We start from the raw sequence: 22,875 nt of genomic DNA, 5'->3' as shown, positions 1-22,875 counted from the left end.
TGCCGCGCCCAGCGCTCGCGATCGCCTCCCGCCAGTGTCTGGCCTACATCATTTACTAGCGCAACAGAGTCCACCCCTCGCGCGGCATCCCGTCGCTGCTGGTCAATGGTCCGCTGGGTCGCGAAGTGTTCGGGTAGCTGCATTGCATGGAAGCAACCGGCAAACGTTTCCGGAAAATGAACAGTTTGATGTTGACCGCCCCTGACGGTGTATTGACACCTCCAGGGTTACATGTTGTGATCGCTGATCTTGGGCAATGATCGTGGGGAGGCGGCTAAGGCCATGATTGTTGTCACGGGTTCTGCAGGCTTGATCGGGCGCGGTATCGTGGCGTTGCTCCGTCGGCGCGGGATGGCGGTTCGCGAATTCGACATCCGCACGGATCCGCGGCACGATACGCGCGATAGAGCAGCGCTCGGCGAAGCGCTGAAGGGGGCGACGGGGGTCATCCACCTGGCCGCGATTTCGCGCGTCGTATGGGCGCAGAGCAACCCGGTTCTAGCCCATGAGGTCAATGTCGAGGCGCTGCGCGGTCTGCTCGAGATCGTCGGTGGCATGAAATCGAAACCATGGGTCGTCTTTGCCAGCAGCCGCGAGGTTTATGGGGAGCAGGATCGACTGCCGGTGCACGAGGACGCGGCGTTCCGGCCGATGAACCATTATGCGCACGGCAAGCTCGCGGGAGAAACGCTCGTCAACGCGGCCCGGGAAGCAGGGATTCGAACGGCAACTTGTCGATTTTCCAACGTTTTCGGATCGATAAAGGACCATAGCGACCGCGTCGCGGTGGCCTTTGCACGATCCGCGGCGCTTGGCGGACGACTGGTCATCGAAGGCGGCGAAAACTGTTTTGATTTCACGATTGTCGATGATGTCGTGCGCGGGCTTGGCCTCGTGGTCGACGCGATCGACGTCGGCGAAAGCCTGCCGCCGCTGCATTTCGTCTCGGGACGCTCGACGTCGCTGTTTCAACTGGCGGATCTGGCGCGCCAGTTCGCGCGGCGGCCGTTGTCGATCTCCGAAGCACCGTCGCGAAGCTTCGACGTCTCTCGCTTTTGCGGGGATCCCGAACGCGCGCGCGCTCTGCTCGGCTGGCAGGCCGAAATCGATCTTGAGCCCGGATTCTCCGCACTGGTCGATGGCTTTATCGATTGCGGACACGATGCGTCGAGTGCGCACTGGCTCGATTGCCTGAAGGGCTCCGCAGACGCGGAAATTGCTGTCCTCTGATGCGGACGGGTCGTAGCCGAGCCCTCCGGCGGTATCTAGGCGGGGCATTTTGCGTAAACTCGAAGTCTGGTCCCGTCGGACCAACGCGGTTGGCGGCTGTCGGCCGAGAAGGCATTTAGGCTTTTGTCCGAAGCGAAATCGACAGCGTCGATCGGTTCGGCCGGGGGCAGGTCGGACGAACCGACAAACCCGACACGCAAATGGCTCGCAAGCATGCGGCCGAATACCTGGTGGCACCAAAAGCTGCCGCCGGTGCTGGGTGTTTTCTACGCCACGGCATATCGCAGCGAGACCGCGCTCGTCGATCTCATGATACCGTTACTGGCGTTGTTGGGATCGCTTGCGGTGGGGGCTGCCTTCGTCAGCCTGATCAACGACTATACCGACCGCGCGGACGACCACGCCGCGGGCAAGGCCAACCGGCTGGACGACCTGTCGCCGTCGGTGGCGCTGCTGCTCGTCGCCACGACGATTACTGCAGGCCTCGGTTTTCTCTGGCAGTTCTCGGACCGACCTTGGCTTGCTGCCACCTATCTTGCGGCATGGGTCGTCTTCATGCTGTATTCGCTTCCGCCGATCCGTCTCAAGGCGCGCGGTCTAGCCGGAGTCCTTGCTGACGCGACCGGCGCGCATCTGTTGCCGACGTTGCTCGCCTTGCAACTCGTTTGGCCCCCCGCCATGCTTATCGCCGATCCGTTGTGGACCGGGACGGTGCTGACGTGGAGTCTGGCTTATGGCCTGCGCGGCATCCTGTCGCATCAGCTGCTCGATCTTGCCAATGATCGCGCGGTTGCGCTGGGCACCTTTGCCGTGCGCTTCGGTGAATTGCGTATTCGTCGCGTCGTGCGCGGGCTGTTGTTTCCGATCGAATTCACCGCCTTGATCGTGATTGCCATTCAGGTCGGCATCGCGGCGGGTCTGCTGCCGTTAACGCTTTATGCCTTTTTCATTCTGGCCAAGACCGAGCGGTTCGAACAGCATCCGATCCTGGTCGCGCCGGCGCCGCGTTCAGTGATTGTGCTCGGCGAATATTATGAGCTGTTCCTGCCGCTCGCGGTGTTGATGGCGGCGGTCGTCGCGCATTATGCAGATGTCTGGGTGCTCGCCGCGCACGGCTTGCTTTTCTGGCGGTGTTACGCGCGTCTCGTCCACGACCTGATCAGACTTCCGAGATTTATTCTTGGCTAGGCTGATCGACCATATCCGCGCCCTGCTGGGGAGGCGCTCAGCGTCAGTTCCAGCGCCAATGCGCGATGCGCGGGGCGGGCATACGCCACACACGACGCAAGGTGTGCGCAGTTATTACGAGGCGATGACGCCTGCCTATCTCGAAGGCTTCGGCCCGGTCTTTCAGGGCAGCCGCCCCGATTCGACCGAGGAGCTGCTCGATTATCTGGCCGACGCGCTCGACCTGGAGCCGGGCATGCGCGTGCTCGATGCGGGCTGTGGCGTCGGCGGTCCTGCGATCGGCATCGCCCAGCGCCGCGATGTCAGGATTGATGGCATGACGCTGGCACAAGTGCAGGCGGATCTGGCGCAGATCCGCATAGCCGAGGCTGGCCTGACCAACCGGGTGCGCGTTACCCAAGGCGACTTCGCGACGATTAGCGAGCTTTATCCCGAACCGGTTTTCGACCGGGTCATGTTCCTCGAATCGCTCTGCCATGCCGAGGATTATCGTATCGTGCTGGCAGGCGCATATCGCGCGCTCAAGCAGGGGGGCGCGCTCTATATCAAGGACTTTTACGCGGTCGACCATCGTAGCCGCCCTGCCGTTCAGCAGGCTCAGGCGGGCGATCTCGCCAAGCTCAATGCGCTCTATCACATGCAGGTGCCCGACCTCGCTTCGCTGGTCGACGTGGTCGGCGAGCTCGGCTTCCTGATCAAGTTCGTGCGCATGCCCGAATTCGAATCGACCTACCGCCACTGGGCCAAATACGAGCACGTCGCTCAGCGCAGCTGGAACCCGACCAGCGGCCAGCCCGGCGAAGTCATTCAGGGGATCGAGCTGTTTTGCTGGAAGGTGTGAAACCGGACAGGTTGACCACCATCGGCGCGCGGCTTGATCGCGACGGTGGGATCGGCGTCGGTTTCGATACGCTGCGTGTCCTGATCGCGCTGAGCGTCATCATGTGCCACCAACAAATCGCGATGTTCGGTACGCCATGGCCGCAGACGCGCTGGGCCTGGCTGGTCGGCACCACGTTGATGCCGGCGCTTTTCGCGATGGCCGGATTTCTCGTCGCCGGGAGCGCCACCAGGCTTGCGACCGGCCAATTCTTTATCAATCGTGGGCTCAGGATATTTCCCGCGTTGATCACCGAAACGGTTTTGTGTGCGCTGATCCTCGGTCCGATCTTTACCGAACTACCGCTTAAGGGCTATTTTCTGAACTGGGGTTTCATCAAGTATTTCACCAATATCGTGGGATGGGTGAACTACAATCTGCCAGGTGTATTCGCGAGCAATCCGCAAGGCGGGGTCAACTGGTCGTTGTGGACAATACCCTATGAGCTTAGCTGCTATGTGATCGCCGCGATATTGGCGCCGTTGCTCGTCGGACGGCGCAGCTTCGCGATTATCGGCCTGGCGGTTCTATGGATATTGGCGACCGGACATTTCTGGGATCACCCGCCGAGCGCTGAACAGGAAAGCCTGCGCGCCCTGATCTCAGCGCTGTTCGAGGGCAGAGGGCCCGGCCTCTATTTCACCTTTCTGCTCGGTTACGGTGCATACGGTCTGCGTCATCATATTTCCTATCACCCGCTGCTCGGTGCAGCTTGTGCGGCGGCACTTGTTGGCTTTGCCGCGTTCGCGCCGCTGGAAAACCCGTCTTACGGGCTCATCGCATGGGTCCTTATCGTTTATCTGACGCTATTCACTGGCGTGACTCGGCTGCCGCGATTGCCGATTCTGGGTCGCGGCGACTATTCATACGGCATCTATCTCTATGGCATCCCGGTCCAGCAGGCGGTTCGCGCCACCTTTCCGTCGATCCAGAACTCGGTCGTGCTGTTGATCATCGTCCTTGTCTGCCTGATCCCGCTGGCGATGTTCTCTTGGCACATCATCGAAAAGCCGGCGCTCGCCTTGCGCAAACGCTTCTCGTTCATCATCCGCGCCCGCGGTATCGCACCCGGGATCGACAGCAAGGTGTCCGCGCCGCCGCCGGTTCGTGACGCCAAAGGCGAGGTGTTAAGCTTTGGCGAAGCCAGAGACGCTCTGTCGCTGCGCGAGATACCGGATGATCCGAATCCTGGTGTCGTTGATCAGCGAGCCGCGACTACCCGTTAAAGCAGTAGTGAAATTGACGCTGTTGTTGACTGAAGGTTGCCATCAGTCGCGGAAAATAAACGTCCGTTTCGCCTGTTGGGCGAATGTCAGCAGAACGTCAGCTTGCGGCCCAAGAGCCGCCGTTTGAGGCGCAACTCCCGTAGCTAAATATGAAGTTAGTTGGCGGCTTAGGCGGTTGACCATTTAAGGCGTTGCCCTGACCGCTCGAGAGCGCAGATCAGAGCTAGTGCTAGGCGCTTCGGGCCAGCTGAATAAGCGAACGCACCGAGGAGACGGATGGCAGCGCCGCGACTGCCGGTTTGGCGAGCAGATAACCCTGCATAAGCGAAACCCCGAGATCGCGCAGAGCGTCGTATTCGCCGGCGGTTTCGATACCTTCGCACACGGGCTCGATGTTGAATTCGCGCAACATCGCCAAGGTATGGTGGACGATCGTTCGTTTTGCCCGATCGGTATCGATGTCGCGAATGAGCGCCATGTCGAGTTTGACTATGTCTGGCTGGAACTTGCTCAGCAGTCCCAGGCCCGCGTATCCAGCACCAAAGTCGTCTATTGCGGTCTTGAAACCCATAGCTCGATAACATCTGAGGATATTGAGGATGTGATTGGTATCGATCTCCTCGCCTTCGGTGAACTCGAAGATGATGCGGTTGAGTGGGAAACCGGTTTGCAGCGCCGCCGCCAGTGTGACCCGAATGCAGGCCCTGGGCTCATAGACAGCGTTGGGGAGAAAATTGATCGAGAGATTGGCCCCGCCGGTGGCTAAGTCCAACGTTGCCGCTAACTCGATCGCGGTCTTCCTGCAGAGCTGGTCAAACGCATAGCGGTTGTCGGCCGATATCTGCGACAATATGTCGGCCGCACCCTGACCGTCTTGCCCACGCACAAGCGCCTCGTAAGCGAAGACTCGCTCCGTTTCGACGTTGACGATGGGCTGGAAGGCCATCGTAATCGGGACTTCGAATCCCACACCATCCTGACAGCCCACACACGACATTCGGCGATCCTCTTTCGCCTGACATGTAGCTCGGAGGAATTAACATCCGATTTCAACGGCTAAAGTTCCAGCCGCTTCGAAGATGTGGGGCTTATAAAGCTATTTGCTCCAGGCGCCGGGCCGCCGAGAGCGGCTTGGGATGGTGCTAAGAGTCCGTCGCGGCTGTTGGAAGATCAACATTTCCAATGGGCAGCTTTGCCGACAGCGAAGCTCGAGCGCCAGTGGCCGACATTTGGGTGGGAAGCGGACGAATTCTACACTGGTTGCCGAATGGTTGCGGCAATGAGAAGGATAAGGTGAGTGGGAACGAGAAACGCGTGGATCGGACGCGACTTCGTCAGGGCCAGAACTGCTAAGAAAGCAACGGTCAGAAATAGGCCCGCCAAACCCCAAGGGGTAGCGTCGCTTCCGATGCGCTCGCCGAGGCTTAGTCGAAGGATGCCCCCCGAAATGGCGATCCATGAAGTGCCGCTGCGAAAAAGCGGCGATGCCGCTCGATATGATCGAGCTATTGGTCGAAAATCCGATTAATTTGGGGGCGTTATGTCGGGGGATGAGGCGAATTAAATTATTGAGATGTGGGCAATTAACATTGCAGGTAAAGCGGCCACGCACAGCATCGTTCCGAAGGCAACCGGCTCACGTCCACTGCGAGCATCACGCTTAACGATCGCCACGATTATGCCGACAAGCGCGGCAAGCAGGAGCATGATGGGCATCGCAGCGATGCCTAGCCAAAGACCGAGCGCGCCGAACAGCTTTGGGTCTCCTCGACCCATGCCTTCAACGCGCCTGAGCAGCCGATATGTTGAGGCTATCGCCGCGAGCGATAGATAACCGATTGCTCCGGCAGCGAGACGATTGACGAGCGGCTCTGTTGACGCCCAGCCGCCGAGCGCGAGACCGGTCGCTGCAACGACAAGAGTGAGCCGATTGGGGAGCCAGAAATGGCGCCAGTCGAGAATCGCAAGCGGCACCAACAGCCAGCCGAGCAAGGCAATCGCCATCGCCTGCACGCCAGCGCCGAAAGCGAATACGGCGACGAAACCGATCGCCGCGCTGGCGGTCTCGACGCGCCAATGCAGCGGATCGATCGGGACACGGCAGCTTTTGCAGCGACCGCGCGTGGCGAGGAAGCTTAGTATGGGCAACAGCTCGCCGACGCCCAGCGTGCGGCCACACGCATCGCATCGCGAGCGGCCCACGACGACCCCCTCCCCGCGCGGCCAGCGCAGGCACAGATTGGCCGTAAAACTTCCGATGATGGCTCCAAGGACCGCTAATGCCGCAGCGAAGAAAACGGGAATCAAGCCTGTCCCCATCAGAAATGTCCGTTGACGGTCAGTCCCAAGGTGTTGCCGCTCTGGCGAAAACCGAACAGCGCAAGTGCTATCCCAAGCTCAGGCGTGCCCGTTGCGATGCGCATGCGCGCGCTGTAGCTCCCATCAGCCGCGATCGTGAGGTCGATCCGTTCCATCCGCGAGCGGCTCGCCATGGCGATGCGGACATCGTCGCCGGCGCATGACAGCTTACCCGTCATTCCGCGCGAGAGATCTAGCCCGGCGATCCGCGTGCCGACGATGGCAGTAAGCTTGCCCGACGCCTCGACGCATCGACCGCCGTCGAACAGGACAGTCGCATCGGCGAATTCGACTGCATCGACCGGCAGTTGTCCGAACAACGCGGCGGTCGCGATCCGGCCACTGGTTTCGACGATACCGCGGCGCGCACCACCGACGCGCAGCGAGCCGCTGAGTGGTCCTTCAGCACTTTCGAGCCGAGCGAAATCGAGCGTGGCGCCGCTGAGCGAGGCCATCGGGTCGAGCCCGACCGCGAAGCTGCCGAGCGCCTGATCGCGCAAGCTCAAATCGCCGATCGCGCCACTCCAGACCGGTCCGGCGACCGCGCGAGCAGCAAGTCCCATGCGCTCCACATGGCTCAGCCCGAGTGCAATCCGCAATGGAAACATCGCGATCAGCGCGAGCAGCAGGAGAGCCAGGCTCCAGATCAACCATCGGCGGCTCATGTCCCGCTCCGCCGCAACTGAGCGTCGAGGGCCGCGCTGCCGTCGGCGTTCGCCGTCATATGCATTTCCGCTACGACGATGCCCTGCTTTTCGAAGCCGATGAGCCATTCCACCAGGGCTTCGGGCCGCGCATGCGCGATCCGGACGGAAACGGCATCGGATCCTTGCGGACTGTTGCTATCGATCGTCAGTCCACGCTGGCTTGCCGCTTCGGCAACGAACAGGTCGAGCGAGCCGACGTTCACGGGCGAAGAATCGGATGTCGTCTCGTCGTCGATGGCGTCAATCCGAGCGAGAATGCGGCCGTGCCGCGCCACCGCTTCGGCCTGTCGCTCCTTGGCGTCGGCCAGCGCACCGTTCAGTGGACGCGCGACGAGAAGCCACAGCAGCAACGGCACGGCGATGATCAGCATTATCGCAATCAGCCGCCTTTCCCGCAGGGAGCGTTGGCCCCAATAATCGATCAGCCGCGCGATCATGGCCGGGCCCTGATCGTCATGTCGGCGATGCTGCGCCCATCGCTACCTTGCCGCGGAACCGCCGTGACGGTGTAACCTTCTCGCTGCAAGCCGAGCAGCAAGCGGTTGATCTCGTCAATACGCGGAGCGGCCAGCGTCGCCGCCAGTGTCCCATCGCTGCGCCAGCCCAACGCGGTCGCGCTGATCGTCGTTTCGCCCTGCATCTGCTGATAGAGCGCGGCCAGCGGAGTGGCGAGCTGCCCTCCTGCGCCCGCGATATTCGATGCACGGACATTGAGTTCTGCCTCGGCATTGGCGATCGTAACCGGCTTGCCGAGCGCCATCGAGGCGCGCGCGACCGCATCGGCATCGAGCCGCTCGGCGCTGGCATTGAATTGCCACAAAGTCGCTAGCGCAATCATCAGCGCGATCACCGGAACAAAGGCGAGCAGTATCGCGATTTCGCGAATCCGCGCGCGATCGACGAACCAGCGGCGGCGGCGCGCGAAGGCGCCGACGCGCAGGTCGAGCGGCGGTGCGCCAAGCGCTGCCAGCAACGCAGCATCGATGGTTTCGGGCGACACTTCGGCGACCTCATCCTGACCGACCAGCGCCGACACCAGCGCGGGCTCGTTGGGAAAGACGATGCCGCTGCGTCCGATCACCGATTCGCCGGCGATGCTCGCCGCGCGCCAGTCTTCACCGAGTGGCAGCAACAGCGCGGCAGGGATGATCGACCCTGCATCGACCCCCATGGCCTCGAGCCAGTCGAGCCATTCCAGCATGGCCGCGTTGGCGACGATGGCGGTTACGAATGGCTCACCGGGAGCCGTAGGGCCTTGAGCGACAAAATGGAGCGTCCCTGGATCGCCGAGTGCGCTTTCAAGGGCTTGCATTCGCGCAATGCCCACCGCTTGACGGGGAGGCATGTCGGCGACACGCGCAAATCCGATTCGCGTCGCCGCAGCCGGTGCCAGCGCGACAACTCTAACGGGCACTCCGTCTCTAGTAACGTGGTCGCGCCACCCGGCGTCTGCTCCGCGCGCAACGATCGCATCGTCGACGATCGACCACCAATAGGTTGTCGCATCGCGCGCGTCGGGAACGGCAGAAAGGGCAAGAACGAGGGTTGCGGTCATGGTGCTAGCGGGTTTCGCCCCATTGACGGCGCACGACAACGGCAGGCGCCTGGCGAGCGTCGATCAGTGCTGCCTCGGTCACGTCCAATCCTCCCGCAGCCACACTTGCCGACAGCGTAAACCAGGTCGTGCGGACCTGGGTTTGCGCGGTCACTTCGCTGGGCAGCTTCAAACTCGCCAATATCGGCGAAGCCCAGAATCGGTAGACGCTGCCATAGCCGCCCTGCGGCCTCCCCGCCAGTTGTGCGCGCGCAAGCGCCGGCGTCAGCTGTGTCGACGCGAGCATCGCGAGGAGCAACGATTGTTCGGGCAGCAACGTGTTGACGTTGATCGGGGACAGTTCGGCAACCGGCAGCGCGCAAATCCACGGGTCGAGCGTCGCATAAATACGCGGCGTAACCCCCGCCACTGCCCGCAGCTCGCTCTTGTCGGCGAGCAAGCGATTGGCAGGCAACGCTGCATCGCGTCCGCCATAAGCGCCGTCTTCGCCGCCCGCCGGACCAACGACACTGTCGCTGTCGATAAAGTCGGTGGTGGCGCCGGCGACACCCAGGGCCTCGCCCGACCCGATGCCGAGCAATACCATCAGCGCGGCGAATTGCTCGCCGGCGCGCGGCCGCGCAACGAGCATGCCGTCCGGGGTGGCCTCGACGAGGCTGTTGAGGTTGAAGCAGTTGCCCCCATCGCGCACCGTTGCGCGCACGCTGGCACCGTCGGGCAGCGCGATCGTCCGTTCGATGCCCATCCAGCCGCCCGCAAGTGTCGTCTCGCCGGGACTGGCTGCGACCAGATCCTCAAGCCGGGTCGTTGCGAGCAATTCGGCAGTGCCAAGCCAAGCCCGCGCTTGGCCGAGCGTGACCGCATTGCCTGCCAGCCGCGTCGCCAGCGAAAGTCGATCGAGTGCGGTCGCGGCAATCGTTGCCATCACCGCAACGAGCAGCAGTACGGTGAGCAACGCGGCACCGCGTTCGGAGCGCGGCGGGGTCATGGCTGCGCCTCTGTGGCTGCGATCGGCGACGGCGACCACGGTAAGGCGATAACGATTGTCAGCGGTGCCTCACCCTCGCGCTGCAGTGTTGTCTCGACGGCGCGCGGCAGTGGTGGCCCGCCGTCGACTGGCCAGGTCGACGTCCAATTGCCGTGGGCCCCGCGATAGCGAAACGAAAGCATGGCAATATTCGACGCCAGCACCGCAGCCTGTCCGCTATTGTCGCCGTCAAGCACTGCGAAGGCGCGACGTTCGACGGTCGCATTGTTCGACTGCCATGCAATGCGGTGCAACGACGAACGCGGATACGCGTCAAGATTCGCGACGCCGCCGCGGACGAGGGTAAAGCGGTCGCTTTGCCCGACGAATGCAGCGTTGGTGCTGCCGCCTGTACCGCGCGTCGGACGATCGACCGCCTGGCTCAGATCGGCGCCCAGGACCAGGCGGAGCCGCTCGATTGCCGTCACGTCGGCCAGCCGGATTTCTACCGCGCTTTGCGTGTCCACGCTGGCACGCAGCAAGCCCACACCCGCCCCTGCCAGAATAGCGAAGATGACCAGGGCGACGAGCATTTCGATCAGCGTGAAGCCCGCCTCGCGCTCTGCGGGGATTTGGTCGGGGACTGGTGTCATGACACGCGCTTGACCAGCGTCAGGCCGGCACGACCGGTGCCGTCGACTTCACGGACAAGGATATCGACACGCACGAGGCGCGCGTCGTCGGTCGGTGCAACGGTTTGCGCAACGACGAAACTGCGTCCGCCATTCGAGACGGTCGCACTCTTGGTGCCGCGAACCGGCGCAGCAGGATCGCTGGTAATCAGCGCGGCACTATTTTCGGCAATCAGTTGCGCACCTGCTTTGCCCGAAAGGTCGGCAGCGGTGGCGACGGCATAGGCATCGAGCCGCAAAAGGGCGAGCGCCGCAATCGCAAAGACCGAGAGAGCGACGAGCATCTCGATAAGCGTGAAGCCGTGTTCGGCGGAACGCGAAAAGGGACTGAAGCCATTTGGGCGGTGCGTCATGGGGCTATTCCACCGCCACATCGCCGTTGGACGCGAGCCCGACGCTGGCGCGACGATCGCCATCGCTGATCGATACGACCCAGCCGCTATCGGGTAGCCCGACGGTATCGAACGCAATACGCGAACGTCCTTCGCCGCTTGTTGCGCTCAGTCCCTTGCCCCAGTCGTGCGCTTCGAACGGCTTTTGTTCGAACGCTTGCCAGCGCCCGTCGCCATATCGTTCGAACCCGTAGCCCGATGGGCTGATCCAGACCGCGACCGGCCGACCGCCGACGATCGCCTCGTCGCGTGCAGCGGCAATCCGGCTAGCAAAGCGGCTCGTCGTCTCGGAGAGATCGCCACGGTTCGACCCGATCGTCAGAACCACCGCTCCCGCCATCAGCGCCATGACCGCCATTACGACCATCAGTTCGACCAGCGTGAAGCCGTGTTCGGAGGAACGCCCGTGCTCGGACCAGCGCCCACAGGGTCGCTGGCCAGCATGGCGCGGTCGCTGGGCTGACAAGGCGGCACAATGAGCCAAGCGCAATATCCTCAGCCTTCGCCCGAATAGATATCGGCGGCATCGCCTTCTCCGCCTGGCGCGCCGTCCGAACCAAGCGAATAGATATCGAACGGGCCGGCCTTGCCAGGCACCTGCAGCTGATAGGGTCGGCCCCACGGGTCGTCGGGCAATTTCTTGATATAGCCGCCCGGGCGATAGCGGCCGGGTTGCGCCAGCCCCGGTGGCGGGCTCTTTAGGGCGCGTAACCCGTCAGCTCCGGCGGGATAGGTCATGTTGTCGAGCCGATACATTTCCATTGCCTGTTCGAGCGTGGCAATATCGGCTTTCGCCTTGGTCACCATCGCACGGTCCTGGCTCGGCAGAACGTTGATCAGGACGACGGTCGCCAGCAGGCCGATAATAACTATGACGACCATCAATTCGACCAGCGTGAATCCGTTTTCCTCGACCGGCTCGGGTGCCGCGGCGATGCGGAGGACGGGTCGGTCACGCGACAGGTTAAAAAAGAGACGAAGAAATAGGCTTCGCATGGGATCAACCTCCGATGAGGGTTTGGAGTTGCAGGATGGGGAGCAGGATCGCGAGGACGATCGTCGCGACGACGACCCCCATCACGACGATGATCGCGGGCTCGAGCATCGACAGAGCGGTTGCAGTGAAATTATCGAATTCGCGTTCTAGATAATCGGCCGCCCGAGCCAGCATGACATCGAGCTGCCCAGCGCTCTCGCCGCTCGCAGCGAGATAGACGAGCAGTGGTGGGAAAACCCCAGCGCGGCCGATCGCGCCCGAAAGGCTCCCGCCGCCACGGATAGCCTCAACCAGCCCCAGCATCGCATTGCGGAGCGCGCGGTTATGGACGGTCTGCGCGGTCAGGCGCAGACCGTCGATGAGCGGCAGGCGGCTCTCGATCATTGTCGCGAGCGTCCGCGCCATTCGTGCGGCGTGGAGATCGCGGATCAACCGACCGACCAGCGGCAGGCGCAACAGCATCGAATCGAAGGCGAAGCGAACCGGCTCGCGCCGCAGCCCATAGGCAAAGCCCGCCCCGGCAATAACAAGCACGCCGAGGATCGCCCACCAATAACCCGCCAGCGCGTCGCTCAGCGCGATCACGATCCGCGTCAGCAGCGGGAGCTGCTGGCCGACATCGTCGAACTGTTCGACGACTTGCGGCACAACCGCGATCATCAGCGCGGCAACGACGCCGATCGCGACGATCGTCAGGACGATGGGATAAGCGAGCGCCGAAAGGATTTTGCCCCGCATCTCGGCCTGGCGCTCGAGCAGCATTGACAGGCGTTCGAGCAGATCGGGGAGCGAGCCCGAGCTTTCGCCTGCCGCCACCATTGCGCGGAACAATGGCGGGAAGCTCTTGGGTTCACGCGCCATCGCGTCGGCCAGGCGGCGGCCCTCGACGACCCCGTCGGCGACGCGGGCGACGATTGCGCGAACGTGGTCCTGTTCGCTTTGCCGGGAGATCGTTCGCAGCGCTTCTTCGAGCGGACTGACCTGGCTGATCGTCGCGAATTGGCGGGTAAACAGTGTCAGTTGCTTGGCACTGAGCTTGGTTTTCCCGCGCGACAACAGCGGCGGCCCGCGCCTTGCCGATGTGGTCGCAGCACCGGTCCCCGGGGCCAATCTGACGACATAGAGCTGGCGCGCTTCGAGCGCCGCACGGGCGCCAACGTCATTGGCGGCGCGTTCGACGCCACGTCGTTCGCGGCCTCTGGCGTCGATCGCGAAATACGCAAACTCAGCCATCATTGTCCTCGCTGCGCGAAATGCGGATCGCTTCCTCTGCCGTTGTTTGGCCGGATTTGACGAGCGCGCGGGCCGCGGAACCCAGATTGGGTGCGTTGACGAATGCGTGCCGCGCGATCACCGCCTCGTCGCCGCCGTCGTTGATCAGGCGACGGATCGTCGCATCGATCCGGACGGCCTCGAACACACCGATCCGACCGGTGAACCCGGTATTGTTGCACTTGGCGCAACCCGCGGGCTCGTAGACGATCGTGCCCGTATCGAACCCCAGTAGCGCGGCCACGCTCTTGTCCGACTGAACCGGCTTGCGACAATGTTCGCACAAATGCCGTACCAGCCGCTGGGCGATCACCGCGCGCAAGCTCGATGCGAGCAGGAACGGTTCAACCTTCATGTCGCGCATCCGCGTGATCGCGCCGAGCGCATCGTTGGTATGGACGGTCGACAGGACGAGATGACCGGTAAGCGATGCCTGCACCGCGATATCGGCGGTTTCGCGATCGCGGATTTCGCCAATCATCACGACATCGGGATCCTGGCGCAGGATCGCGCGCAGACCGGCTGCAAAGCTCAACCCGACCTTCGAATTGACCTGCGTCTGGCCGACACCCTCGATCGCGTATTCGACAGGGTCCTCGACCGTCAGGATATTGCGGCTGCCGTCGTTGAGCTGTTGCAGACCCGCATAGAGCGTCGTCGTCTTGCCCGAGCCCGTCGGGCCAGTGACGAGGATGATGCCGTTGGGTTCGGCAAGCGCCTCGCGCAGGACCTGTTCCACCGCGCCCGACAGCCCGAGCAGGTCGAGCGACAACCCCGCCTGATCCTTGTCGAGGATGCGCAGCACAACACGCTCCCCTGCCCGGCTCGGCAGCGTCGATACGCGCACGTCGAGCGACTTTCCGCCGAGCGACAGGCCGATCCGACCGTCCTGGGGAATGCGGCGCTCGGCAATGTCGAGCCGCGCCATGACCTTGATCCGGCTGACCACGACCGGAGCGACGCGTGCGGGCATGCGGAGCGATTCCTTGAGCACGCCGTCGATCCGCATCCGAACGATAAGGCCACTCTCATACGGCTCGATATGGATGTCGCTGACGCCCTGCCGCACGGCTTCGGCGATGATGCCGTTGATCAGCCGGATCGCGGGCGCGTCGTCCGCGCTGTCGAGCAGGTCTTCTGCACTCGGAATGCCGCTCGCGAGAGCATCGAGTTCTTCTCCGGTCCCGATCTCGCCAGCCAGGCCAGCCGCACTTTGGTCGATCGAATAGCGTTCCTGGAGATGCAGATCGAACGCCGGCCCATCGACGAAGACGATGTCGAATGACTGGGCGAGATGCCGGCGCACCTCGATCAGGACTTCGGGATCTGCGCCGTCGCGCAATGCCACGGTCAGGCTCCCGTCCTCGTGCGGCAGCATCACCACGCCGCGTTCGCGTGCAAAGCCATACGGAATATCGATGATCGCAGTAATCGGAAGCGACTGGCGCGTCGCCATTTCGACGTCGAGCAGTAGGGGGTCGTCGACGGGAAGGCCGTCCACTGGCTCTAGCGCACCGTCTTTCGCGTCACCTGCGTCGCCCTTGCGAATCTTCATCGCTGCGGGTCCGGCGCAGGACTCGATTGCGGCAGGTCGACCGACTGGACCGCTCCCGGGGTTGGAACATAGCCCTGATAGCGCACGTCATTGGGCTGGACCTCGATCACACTTGGCGGGATCGCCCCCATGTAATCGCGGACCAGCGCGTCGAGCGACGGCTCTTCATCGGGGTTTCGTCGCAACTGTTCGCCACGAATATAGCCGTAACGCTGGGCGGTGAGCGCACGCGCATCGGCGCTCGATCGAACGATCGTCGGACGAATGAAGACCATCAAATTGGTCTTCGTCTTGCTACGCGAACGCGATTTGAACAGTTCGCCAATGATCGGGATATCGCCGAGCAGCGGGATCTTCTCGATCGTGCGGCGCTCGTTCTCGTCGATCAGCCCGCCGATCGCGAGGATTTCACCATCGTCGACGGTCAGCACCGTCTTGAACTCGCGCTTGTTGATGACGAGGTCGCTCGATCGGCTCGAGACCGGCCCGGCAACGCTCGATACCTCCTGGCGCAGGAAAAGCTTGATCGATCCTGACGAATTGACCTGCGGCTTCACGTCGAGCTGGATGCCGACATTCTGTCGCTGGACCGTCCGGAAGGCGTTGTCGAAATTGGTGCTCAGCGCCTCGCCCGTCGTCACCGGAACCTCCTGCCCGACGAGCAGCTTGGCCTCCTGGTTGTCGAGCGTCATGATCGACGGCGTCGACAATATGTTCGACGCGGTGTCCGACTGGACGGCGTTGATGATCGCCCCGAACACCGTATTCTTGCCGATATTGAGGAGTCCGCCGCCGAATCCGCCGGTGGCGTTCAGGACCGATTGAACCGCGGCATCGGTCACGCCCTGGCCGAGCGGGCTGTCATAGGTCGTCGTCGTCGTGCCGTTGTCGTTCACCGTGGTCTGGCGGCCGAGTTCGTAATTGGCGATCGCGCCGCCGACGGTGAAGATGTTGGGCACCGAGTTCGAATAATTGGTTGCGGCAAACGGCGCGTTCTTACCAGCGAGGAGGAACTGGACGCCTAGGCGGCGTGCGGCATCGTCGCCGATCTCGACGATGATCGCTTCGACCAGCACCTGCTCGCGGCGCGTGTCGAGCTGGCGGATGACCTCGCCCAACTGCCGTTGCACGTCGGCATTCGCCGCGACGATGATCGCGTTGGTTCCGGCATAGCGCGTGACGATGGCCGGGCCGCGCCGCGCGATCCCGGTCGATTGCTGGCTGCCGCCACCAGCGCTGATCTGGGCCGCTTGCGGCGCAGGCCCTGCGCCGGTGCCTTCGCCCGACTGGCTGGTGATGAAGGCCGGTGCCGCCGAGCTCTGCGTCGCCGGCTGGCCGAGCAACTGCTGGAGGACCGGTAGCAACTGTTCGGCATCGGCATGCTCGAGCCAGTAGACACGAATATCGGTGCCGTCGGCGGCGCGCTGATCAAGCTCGCGCGCCATCGCCGCGAAGCGACCGACCGCGCCGGGATCGCCGCGCAGCGCGAGTGCATTCGACGAATCGATCGCTGCCACGGTGACGGGGGGCGCTGCCCCGCTGCCGCCTGCTCCCGCCAAGCCCTGCAAAGCGGTCGCGACTTCGCGAGCCCCGGCATTTTTCAGGTAGACGATATCGCTGGTGGCATTGTCGCGGTCGATCCGGCCGATCAGCTGGCGGATGCGCGAGACATTGTCGGCAAAATCGACGACAACGAGCGAATTTGCATTCTTGTTCGCGGTCACTGACCCTTGCGGACTGACCAATGGACGCAAGGTCTCGATCGCGCCGACTGCGTCGATTGCCTTCAGGCGAAAGACCGCTGTGACAAATTGGTTGCGCTGTCCGGTTTCGTTGGTGACCCGGCTGGGCTGGCTCGCTGCGCCGTCGAGCGGCTGGATGCGATAGCCGCCCGGAATCGGGATTGCGACAAGGCCGTTGGCGCGCAACGTCGACAGGAATACCTCGAAATATTCCGATCGGCTGAGCGCGCGTTCGCTCACCACAGAAACTTTGCCCTGAACGCGGCCGTCGACGATCAAGGTCATACCGGTCACACGCGCGGCGTCGTCGACGAAAGCGCGGACATCGGCGTCGCGCATGTTGATCGTGTATTGCGCCAGCGCGACCGAGGGGGTCGCGGTTGCTAGCAGCATGGCCACTATGCCGATAAACTTACGCTTCATGGATTGCCTGACAGATTGAGGGCGACGGGGACGGTTTCGGCACCGCGTTCGACAGTGATCGAGAGGCGCGCTCCGGGAATGATCTGCCCCGAGAGCGCGGCTAGGTCGGCAGGCGATGTAATTCGCCGGCCATTGATTGCGGTGACGATGTCACCCGGGCGAAATCCCGCTGCGGCAAAGATCTTGCCATCGCCCTGCGGCGACAGGGCGAGGCCGGTGACACGCCCGCCCTCGCTACGTGGTGCCAGCGCGATGCCCGCGCGCGCTTCGGCAGCGGAAATCCCGCCGGATGATGCGGCTGGCACATCGCTCGCGGCGTTCGGCCCAGCTGCAGCATCGACGACGACTTCGGCTGGCGTCGACTGGTCGAGGAACAGCTTTTCTTTGCGGCCCCCGCGCTCGATCACGATATAATCGAAGGCTACGGCGGAAAGCCTAACGCCGGGCAAGATCTCTTCGCCGACGCCGATGCTTTTCTGGATTCCATCGGGGCCTGCAATGATTGCCGAGCCAGTCCCGGCGCTGATGTTTTCCCGCACGCCGAACAGAGCGATGTCGAGGTCGGTGACGCTGGTGACCGCGTCATCGGGCGACGCCCCGCGACCGAAGGGATCGAACCCCGCTATCAATGCGGCCTGAGCCGCGGGGGCCATCGCGCGGGCCTGGGCCGGACGCCAGTCGCCAACGGGGCCGAGCGGCGTTGCGATTGCCCAGGCCAGACGCGCGAGCTGGATGGCAATCGCTGCGAGGATAAGCGCCTTCGCCCAGAAATAGACGTCGCGCGGCAGCCATTGCCCGACGCGCGAAAGCCTTTCGATGGTCACAGTCCTCAGCATGTTATTACGAATTGCACCCCCTGGATGCAGCTTCAGTGACAGCGGGTCGTGACGTCGTGTTGACGTTTAAATGACTCAAATATTTCAACTGCCCGGACATGCTTGAGCCAATCCGGGCGAAGGCTTGGGTTACAGCTTTATCGAAGCGCTGAGTGAGACCGTCGTGCCGAGCTTGTAGCGATTGAAATAGATGATGTTGTCACCCGACTGCTGGTATTCTTGGTATTTCTGGCCGGTAATGTTGCGCGCCTCGAACTTGATTTCGAGCTCTCTGCCGAGGACATCGAAACCCTGTCTCGCCACCAAATCGAGCGTCAGGCCCGGCTTCTCCTGGATATCGGGCTGCAACGACGCCCCTCGGCTGGTCACTCGCGGACTGGCGTAGTTGATCAGGAACGTCTGTTGCGACAGGCGGTCCTCGTCCTCCAGGCCGATCTGGATATTGGCAATATGATCGGACTGCCCCGTGAGCGGCGCGCCGTCGCGGAACACGTCGGTGGCCTTGTTCGCCGAGAAAGCGAAGATCGCGAGCGGATCGGTGTCGCGCACGAGCAACTTGGACTTCGTGTAGGTATAGTTTCCGATCAGGACGAGCCGTCGCGCAGCGAACGCGGTCCCGAGCGTCTCGAGCGGAACATATTTCTGCACTTCAAGCTCGACGCCATAGAGGTTGGCGCGCGGCGCATTCGCAAAGCTCGTGATCACGGTGTTGTCGCTGAATGTCGAATAGGTTTCGATCGGATTGTCGAGCCGCTTGTAGAACCCCGCGAGCGAGATGTGCTGATCGCGCGCGAAATAATATTCGTACCGCGCCTCGGCGTTGTAGAGCTGGCTGTCGGTGAGCAGGGGGTTGCCCTGATACTGGCGATTGCTTTCAGGATCGAAGAACGTCTGAAACACGAGTTCGCGGAACTGCGGCCGGGCGATCGTCTTCGAGCCGCTCAGACGCAATTGCATCTTGGGGGCAAATTCCCACGTTACAGTCGCCGCGGGCAACCAATAGGCGCGATCGATCTTGGTGCCTGCCAAAGAGGCGGTCGGCGTATCGAACACTTGGACCGGCGTCACCGACTGGTTTGCGGATTCGTAACGAACACCCGCATTCAGGCTGAGCGCTGGGGTAAACTGGAGGTCGACCTGGCCATAGCCGGCGTTGGTGCGCAGTTTGGACAGGAAGACCGGATTGGCCTCATTGGTGTCGATGAGCGCGACGTTGAATGCGTCGATTACTGCCGGCTCTAGCAACAGGTCGGGGCGGAACAGCGAGACACCGATCGGAAAATCGCTTGGCGCGGTAAACTGGAATTCGCGCACCTCGGTGCGGCGCTGGGTATCCGAATAGGCGTAGCCGATTGTGACCGCCAGAAGGTCGGAGAACCGATAACCGATGTCGCTTCCCGCCGACCACAGATTCTCGTTGAGGTCCGAATAGCTGACTGTCGCGCTGCCATTTTGTCCATTGTTCAGGCGGTTGATGAAATACTGGCCGAGCGGATCGGTGGGGCTGTTGCTGCGATAATATTCGAAACTGAACTCGTTGGGCGCCTCGCGCTGCGAATTGGCATAGCCGCCACGGACGTCGATGCTGACACCTTTGAAATTGAATTCGCCGGTCACCTGCGAATCGATTAGTTGGCGTTCGTACCAGGCGGTATCCTGCTGCATCAGCGTCGCCGTCGGCGAGGTGGTCTGGCGCTGGCCAACGCCGAGCCGCGCCTGTTTGAGCGTGTCGCGGATGTAGAGGTTGGTCAGGCGTATCTTGTTGTCGCCCATCTCGAGACCGAGACCGAGCAGGCCGTTGACGACGATACGATCATCGGTGATGACACGCTGGAAGTTCAATTCGGTCGACGACAAATCGGCCGCGTTCGACGTCTGTTGAAGCGCATCGCGGGTGCGCCATTTGTTGCCGTAACTTGCCGAGGCGATGATTCCCAGGCGCGTGTCTCCACCCAGTTCGAACGACGTCCCGCCCGTAATCGATGCCGACACATTGGGCGGCAAGTGGCTGTTTCGCTGCACTATGACGTTGCGTCCGGTCACCAGTTGGCTGGCGATCGCCTGGCCATCGACGGTGCCCTGGCTGAGGCGCTGTCCACTTGAAAGATAATCGGCGAGCGCGGGTGGTATATCGCGATTGCCGTTATCGAACCCCGTCCAGTCGGTCTTGCTGCCATAATAGGTATAGCCGAGCTGGTTTGTCGTCTCGGAATCGATGCCGATGCCGCCACCCAAGGTAAGAAAGCTTTCCTCGGGCACCGCCTTGGTCGTGAGATTGATGACGCCGCCGCCGAATTCGCCGGGGAAGTTCACCGAATAGCTCTTCTGCACGAGCGAGGAGGCGATGATACTCGCAGGAAAAAGGTCGAGAGGGACGACGCGCTTGAGCGGTTCGGGGCTTGGCAGCGGCGAGCCGTTGAGGAGCGCCAGCGAATAGCGGTCGCCTAGCCCGCGGACATAGACGAAGCCGTTGCCTACGACACTGAGCCCCGGAACACGACCAAGTGCGCCAGCGATATCGCCTTCGCCGGTGCGAGCGATATCGGCGCTCGACAGGACCGAGACCACCTGCGTGGCAACCTGTTCGATATTGCGGCGACGCTCGCCGGTAACGACAATGCCTTGCCCGGTCATGGCACCGGGAATCGAAATGTCGGGCTGGGCATTTTGATCGTCGACTTGCTGAACGTCCGGCGTCGCTTGGTCGCTGACTACCGTCTCTTCGCGTTGGACATTATCAGATGGCGGCATGCTCGGTGCCGTTTGGGCCAGCGCAGCAGCCGGCATCACCAAAGCGGACGATGCGAGCAAAAGGCCGGTCAGCTTCCAGGACTTGGACATTGTATTTCCCTAATATCTGGCATGAAAAGGGGTGCGCCACGTGCGCACCCCCTCAATGGCTTGCGTCGCGGTTCAGTTCGTGGGGAGCGAGGTGCAAAGGCTTCCGCCGGCGCCGAAGTCCGCGGTCGAGCTGTTACAGGTCCAGCCCTGGTACCAGGTATCCGAGGCGTCCTTGACCGCACCGATGTAGCTGGTCTTGTCGAAGAAGCCTGCGCGGGTCACTTCGATCCCGTTGATTACCCGCCCGTTATACGTGCTGGCGTCGAACGGCGTGACGGCGTTCTCGGTTGCACCGTTGATGAACAGGCTCATCAGCGACGGCGTGTAATTGTCGTTGTTGTTGTTCGTGCCGGTGCCGAACAGCGCCGCGACGGCGGCATCGGTAACGCCGCTCGAGCCGATGTATTTCTGCGTGCCGCAGCCGCTGAACACGGTCGAACGGAAGATCGGCGCGCCGACTTCGTCCTTGCTGCTGTCGGCCGTAGTCGTTGCCGTCTGGCTACGGCTTACGCGCAAACAAGGGTTCGTCTGTTTGTTGACCATTACCGTGTTGAGCAGCGAATAATCGGTGCCGCCGCGCAGAAGGATCGATGCCTGGTCCGAATTGTTCGCCGACTGGTCGATGAAGGTCGCATTCGATACCGTGGTATTCTGGCGCGGATTGTCGGCATCGACCGAGTTGTCCGAATCGGCCTCGATCATCGCGTCGCCGATGCCCGGACGCTGGACGACGATGACGTACTGGAAGTTCGCCTTCGTCCCCGTATCGGTGTCGAGATTGTCATCCTCGGCCCCGACCGAAACATAATGCTTCATGTGAACATGGCCGCCGAAAAACTCTGCGCCATCGTCCGAGCTGTTGAACGACATGATGTGGTCAAGTTTCGTGCCGCTGCCGATGCCCTCGGTGGTCAGCGACTGAAGCTCGTTGTTGGACGACAGGACATAACCCGAATAGCGGATCTGGACATAGTCCAGCGTGCCACTGCTATCGGCGTTGTTGACGCCACCGTATACCGCCGGGTCAACCGCACCTTCGGTCTGCCGTTCGCACGCGAGCGTGCCCGCATTTGGTGAGCTGCCGTTCGCCAGGGGCGGGGCACCCGGGGTCGTACAGTCGGTGATCTGCGCGCGGCCCATCAAGACAATTCCGCCCCACTGACCCGATGAATTGTCGGTGTTGAGTCCCAGAACATTGTCGCGGCTGGTAAAGACGATCGGCTGCGTCGCGGTACCGACGGCGTTGATCTTGTTGCCGCGATTGACGGCAAGCCACGATACACCCGCGCCGCCGTAAATGATTACACCGGGATCGATCGTCAGTGTGACGTTCGAATCGGCTGCCGACGCGGCGGGGCCACCGTCGGTGCCGACATCGACGCGGCCGGTAAGCTGATAGAGAAGGCCGGCAATCTTGGGCAACGTAATGCTGCGGTTGATTCGCGCGGGAAGGCTGCAGACACGGTAGGTGCCGGTCGGGCCGGTGATCGTACCGGCGTCGGTCAAACCCTGAGGATCTGCTATTGTCGGGCAGCCGGTCGCCGGCGTGACCTGGGTAGGGGTTGGCGTCGGAGCAGGAGCTGGTGTCGGGGTCGGCGCAGGATAGTTGATCGTCACATTACCGCCGGTGCCGGGCGACGCAATATCGCCGGCCCCACAGGCGCTCAGGACTGTTCCCGCAACGCTCAACATGAATAGGGCACGCATTGTCTTCATCTGGGTCATGATATCTCCGCTCCGGCCGCGCCGGCGTTAGTGGGAACTAGCGATCCGGAAGCAGGGAAACGATATAACGACCATCGCCCCCTGCGCCGGTCTTGAGGGGGCACTAGGGGCGCGACATGACTCGGCGATGCAGGGAGTGAGACAATCCGATGACAGTTTGGTGCCAGCATTGTGACACATTCGTCAGACGGGATCGGGAAAGTCGAAACCCGCGTTCAGGAGAACTCCTCGCGCGTTCCGCCTAAGCCTATAAGCAGGGCTGTTTGCGGGTGGCGACTGCAAGGAAATA

20 protein-coding genes are annotated in these 22,875 nt (G+C 62.4%); 4 read left to right on the top strand and 16 right to left on the bottom strand.

Annotation, left to right across the window (positions count from 1 at the left end; all coding sequences use genetic code 11):
• Positions 1–282 precede the first annotated feature (282 nt).
• From FSZ31_RS06525 to FSZ31_RS06510, 4 genes are all read left to right on the top strand, one after another.
• Positions 283–1,230 carry an NAD-dependent epimerase/dehydratase family protein gene (locus FSZ31_RS06525; protein WP_147122403.1) on the top strand — a complete coding sequence of 316 codons (948 nt, stop codon included), beginning with the start codon at positions 283–285 and terminating at the stop codon, positions 1,228–1,230.
• Positions 1,231–1,443: 213 nt separating this feature from the next.
• Positions 1,444–2,418: a UbiA family prenyltransferase gene (locus FSZ31_RS06520; protein ID WP_147122401.1), complete on the top strand. Its 975-nt coding sequence runs from the start codon at positions 1,444–1,446 to the stop codon at positions 2,416–2,418.
• Positions 2,419–2,476: 58 nt separating this feature from the next.
• Complete coding sequence (locus tag FSZ31_RS06515; protein ID WP_147122399.1) at positions 2,477–3,259, top strand: SAM-dependent methyltransferase; 783 nt, start codon at positions 2,477–2,479, stop codon at positions 3,257–3,259.
• Positions 3,260–3,270: 11 nt separating this feature from the next.
• Entirely contained in the window at positions 3,271–4,524 is a 1,254-nt protein-coding gene (locus tag FSZ31_RS06510; RefSeq protein ID WP_147122397.1) for an acyltransferase family protein, read from the top strand.
• Between the two features lie 229 nt (positions 4,525–4,753).
• Here the strand turns inward: FSZ31_RS06510 and FSZ31_RS06505 are convergent, their stop codons facing one another.
• The 16 genes from FSZ31_RS06505 to FSZ31_RS06430 all read right to left on the bottom strand — a co-directional run bounded on the left by FSZ31_RS06505 (position 4,754) and on the right by FSZ31_RS06430 (position 22,586).
• Positions 4,754–5,470, bottom strand: coding sequence for an EAL domain-containing protein (locus FSZ31_RS06505; RefSeq protein WP_201739127.1), 717 nt, complete (start codon positions 5,468–5,470; stop codon positions 4,754–4,756).
• Positions 5,471–6,084: 614 nt separating this feature from the next.
• Positions 6,085–6,831, bottom strand: coding sequence for a prepilin peptidase (locus tag FSZ31_RS06500; protein WP_236643684.1), 747 nt, complete (start codon positions 6,829–6,831; stop codon positions 6,085–6,087).
• 11 nt (positions 6,832–6,842) lie between these two features.
• Entirely contained in the window at positions 6,843–7,547 is a 705-nt protein-coding gene (gspN, locus tag FSZ31_RS06495; protein WP_161595969.1) for a type II secretion system protein N, read from the bottom strand.
• The gene (gene gspM / locus FSZ31_RS06490) at positions 7,544–8,026 is read right to left on the bottom strand and encodes a type II secretion system protein GspM (protein WP_147122389.1); all 483 of its coding nucleotides are present in this window, start codon (positions 8,024–8,026) and stop codon (positions 7,544–7,546) included. Before gspM ends, gspN begins: the two co-directional genes overlap by 4 nt.
• Entirely contained in the window at positions 8,023–9,144 is a 1,122-nt protein-coding gene (gspL, locus tag FSZ31_RS06485) for a type II secretion system protein GspL (RefSeq protein WP_147122387.1), read from the bottom strand. The genes gspM and gspL overlap by 4 nt, the downstream gene beginning before the upstream one ends.
• A gap of 4 nt (positions 9,145–9,148) precedes the next feature.
• Positions 9,149–10,132 carry a type II secretion system minor pseudopilin GspK gene (gene gspK / locus FSZ31_RS06480; protein ID WP_147122385.1) on the bottom strand — a complete coding sequence of 328 codons (984 nt, stop codon included), beginning with the start codon at positions 10,130–10,132 and terminating at the stop codon, positions 9,149–9,151.
• Positions 10,129–10,764 carry a type II secretion system minor pseudopilin GspJ gene (gene gspJ / locus FSZ31_RS06475; protein ID WP_147122383.1) on the bottom strand — a complete coding sequence of 212 codons (636 nt, stop codon included), beginning with the start codon at positions 10,762–10,764 and terminating at the stop codon, positions 10,129–10,131. Before gspJ ends, gspK begins: the two co-directional genes overlap by 4 nt.
• Complete coding sequence (gspI, locus tag FSZ31_RS06470; protein WP_147122381.1) at positions 10,761–11,156, bottom strand: type II secretion system minor pseudopilin GspI; 396 nt, start codon at positions 11,154–11,156, stop codon at positions 10,761–10,763. Before gspI ends, gspJ begins: the two co-directional genes overlap by 4 nt.
• 4 nt (positions 11,157–11,160) lie before the next feature.
• Positions 11,161–11,679, bottom strand: a complete 519-nt coding sequence (locus tag FSZ31_RS06465; protein ID WP_147122379.1) for a GspH/FimT family pseudopilin — start codon at positions 11,677–11,679, stop codon at positions 11,161–11,163.
• Positions 11,680–11,690: 11 nt separating this feature from the next.
• Positions 11,691–12,191 carry a type II secretion system major pseudopilin GspG gene (gene gspG, locus FSZ31_RS06460; protein WP_147122377.1) on the bottom strand — a complete coding sequence of 167 codons (501 nt, stop codon included), beginning with the start codon at positions 12,189–12,191 and terminating at the stop codon, positions 11,691–11,693.
• A 4-nt stretch (positions 12,192–12,195) separates the two neighbouring features.
• Positions 12,196–13,425 (bottom strand): type II secretion system inner membrane protein GspF, encoded by a 1,230-nt coding sequence (gene gspF / locus FSZ31_RS06455; protein WP_147122375.1) that lies wholly within the window; start codon positions 13,423–13,425, stop codon positions 12,196–12,198.
• Positions 13,418–14,842 (bottom strand): GspE/PulE family protein, encoded by a 1,425-nt coding sequence (locus tag FSZ31_RS06450; RefSeq protein ID WP_408021646.1) that lies wholly within the window; start codon positions 14,840–14,842, stop codon positions 13,418–13,420. Before FSZ31_RS06450 ends, gspF begins: the two co-directional genes overlap by 8 nt.
• Positions 14,843–15,015: 173 nt before the next feature.
• Positions 15,016–17,184, bottom strand: a complete 2,169-nt coding sequence (gene gspD / locus FSZ31_RS06445) for a type II secretion system secretin GspD (RefSeq protein WP_147122373.1) — start codon at positions 17,182–17,184, stop codon at positions 15,016–15,018.
• Complete coding sequence (locus FSZ31_RS06440) at positions 17,181–18,008, bottom strand: type II secretion system protein N (RefSeq protein WP_236643683.1); 828 nt, start codon at positions 18,006–18,008, stop codon at positions 17,181–17,183. Before FSZ31_RS06440 ends, gspD begins: the two co-directional genes overlap by 4 nt.
• Before the next feature lie 141 nt (positions 18,009–18,149).
• Positions 18,150–20,861 carry a TonB-dependent receptor domain-containing protein gene (locus tag FSZ31_RS06435; RefSeq protein ID WP_147122370.1) on the bottom strand — a complete coding sequence of 904 codons (2,712 nt, stop codon included), beginning with the start codon at positions 20,859–20,861 and terminating at the stop codon, positions 18,150–18,152.
• A 72-nt stretch (positions 20,862–20,933) separates the two neighbouring features.
• Positions 20,934–22,586 carry a hypothetical protein gene (locus FSZ31_RS06430; RefSeq protein WP_408021641.1) on the bottom strand — a complete coding sequence of 551 codons (1,653 nt, stop codon included), beginning with the start codon at positions 22,584–22,586 and terminating at the stop codon, positions 20,934–20,936.
• Between the last annotated feature and the right edge of the window lie 289 nt (positions 22,587–22,875).

Source organism: Flavisphingopyxis soli (assembly GCF_007995095.1).
Classification (GTDB): Bacteria; Pseudomonadota; Alphaproteobacteria; order Sphingomonadales; family Sphingomonadaceae; genus Flavisphingopyxis; species Flavisphingopyxis soli.
This window is presented reverse-complemented; position numbering and strand designations above follow the sequence as displayed.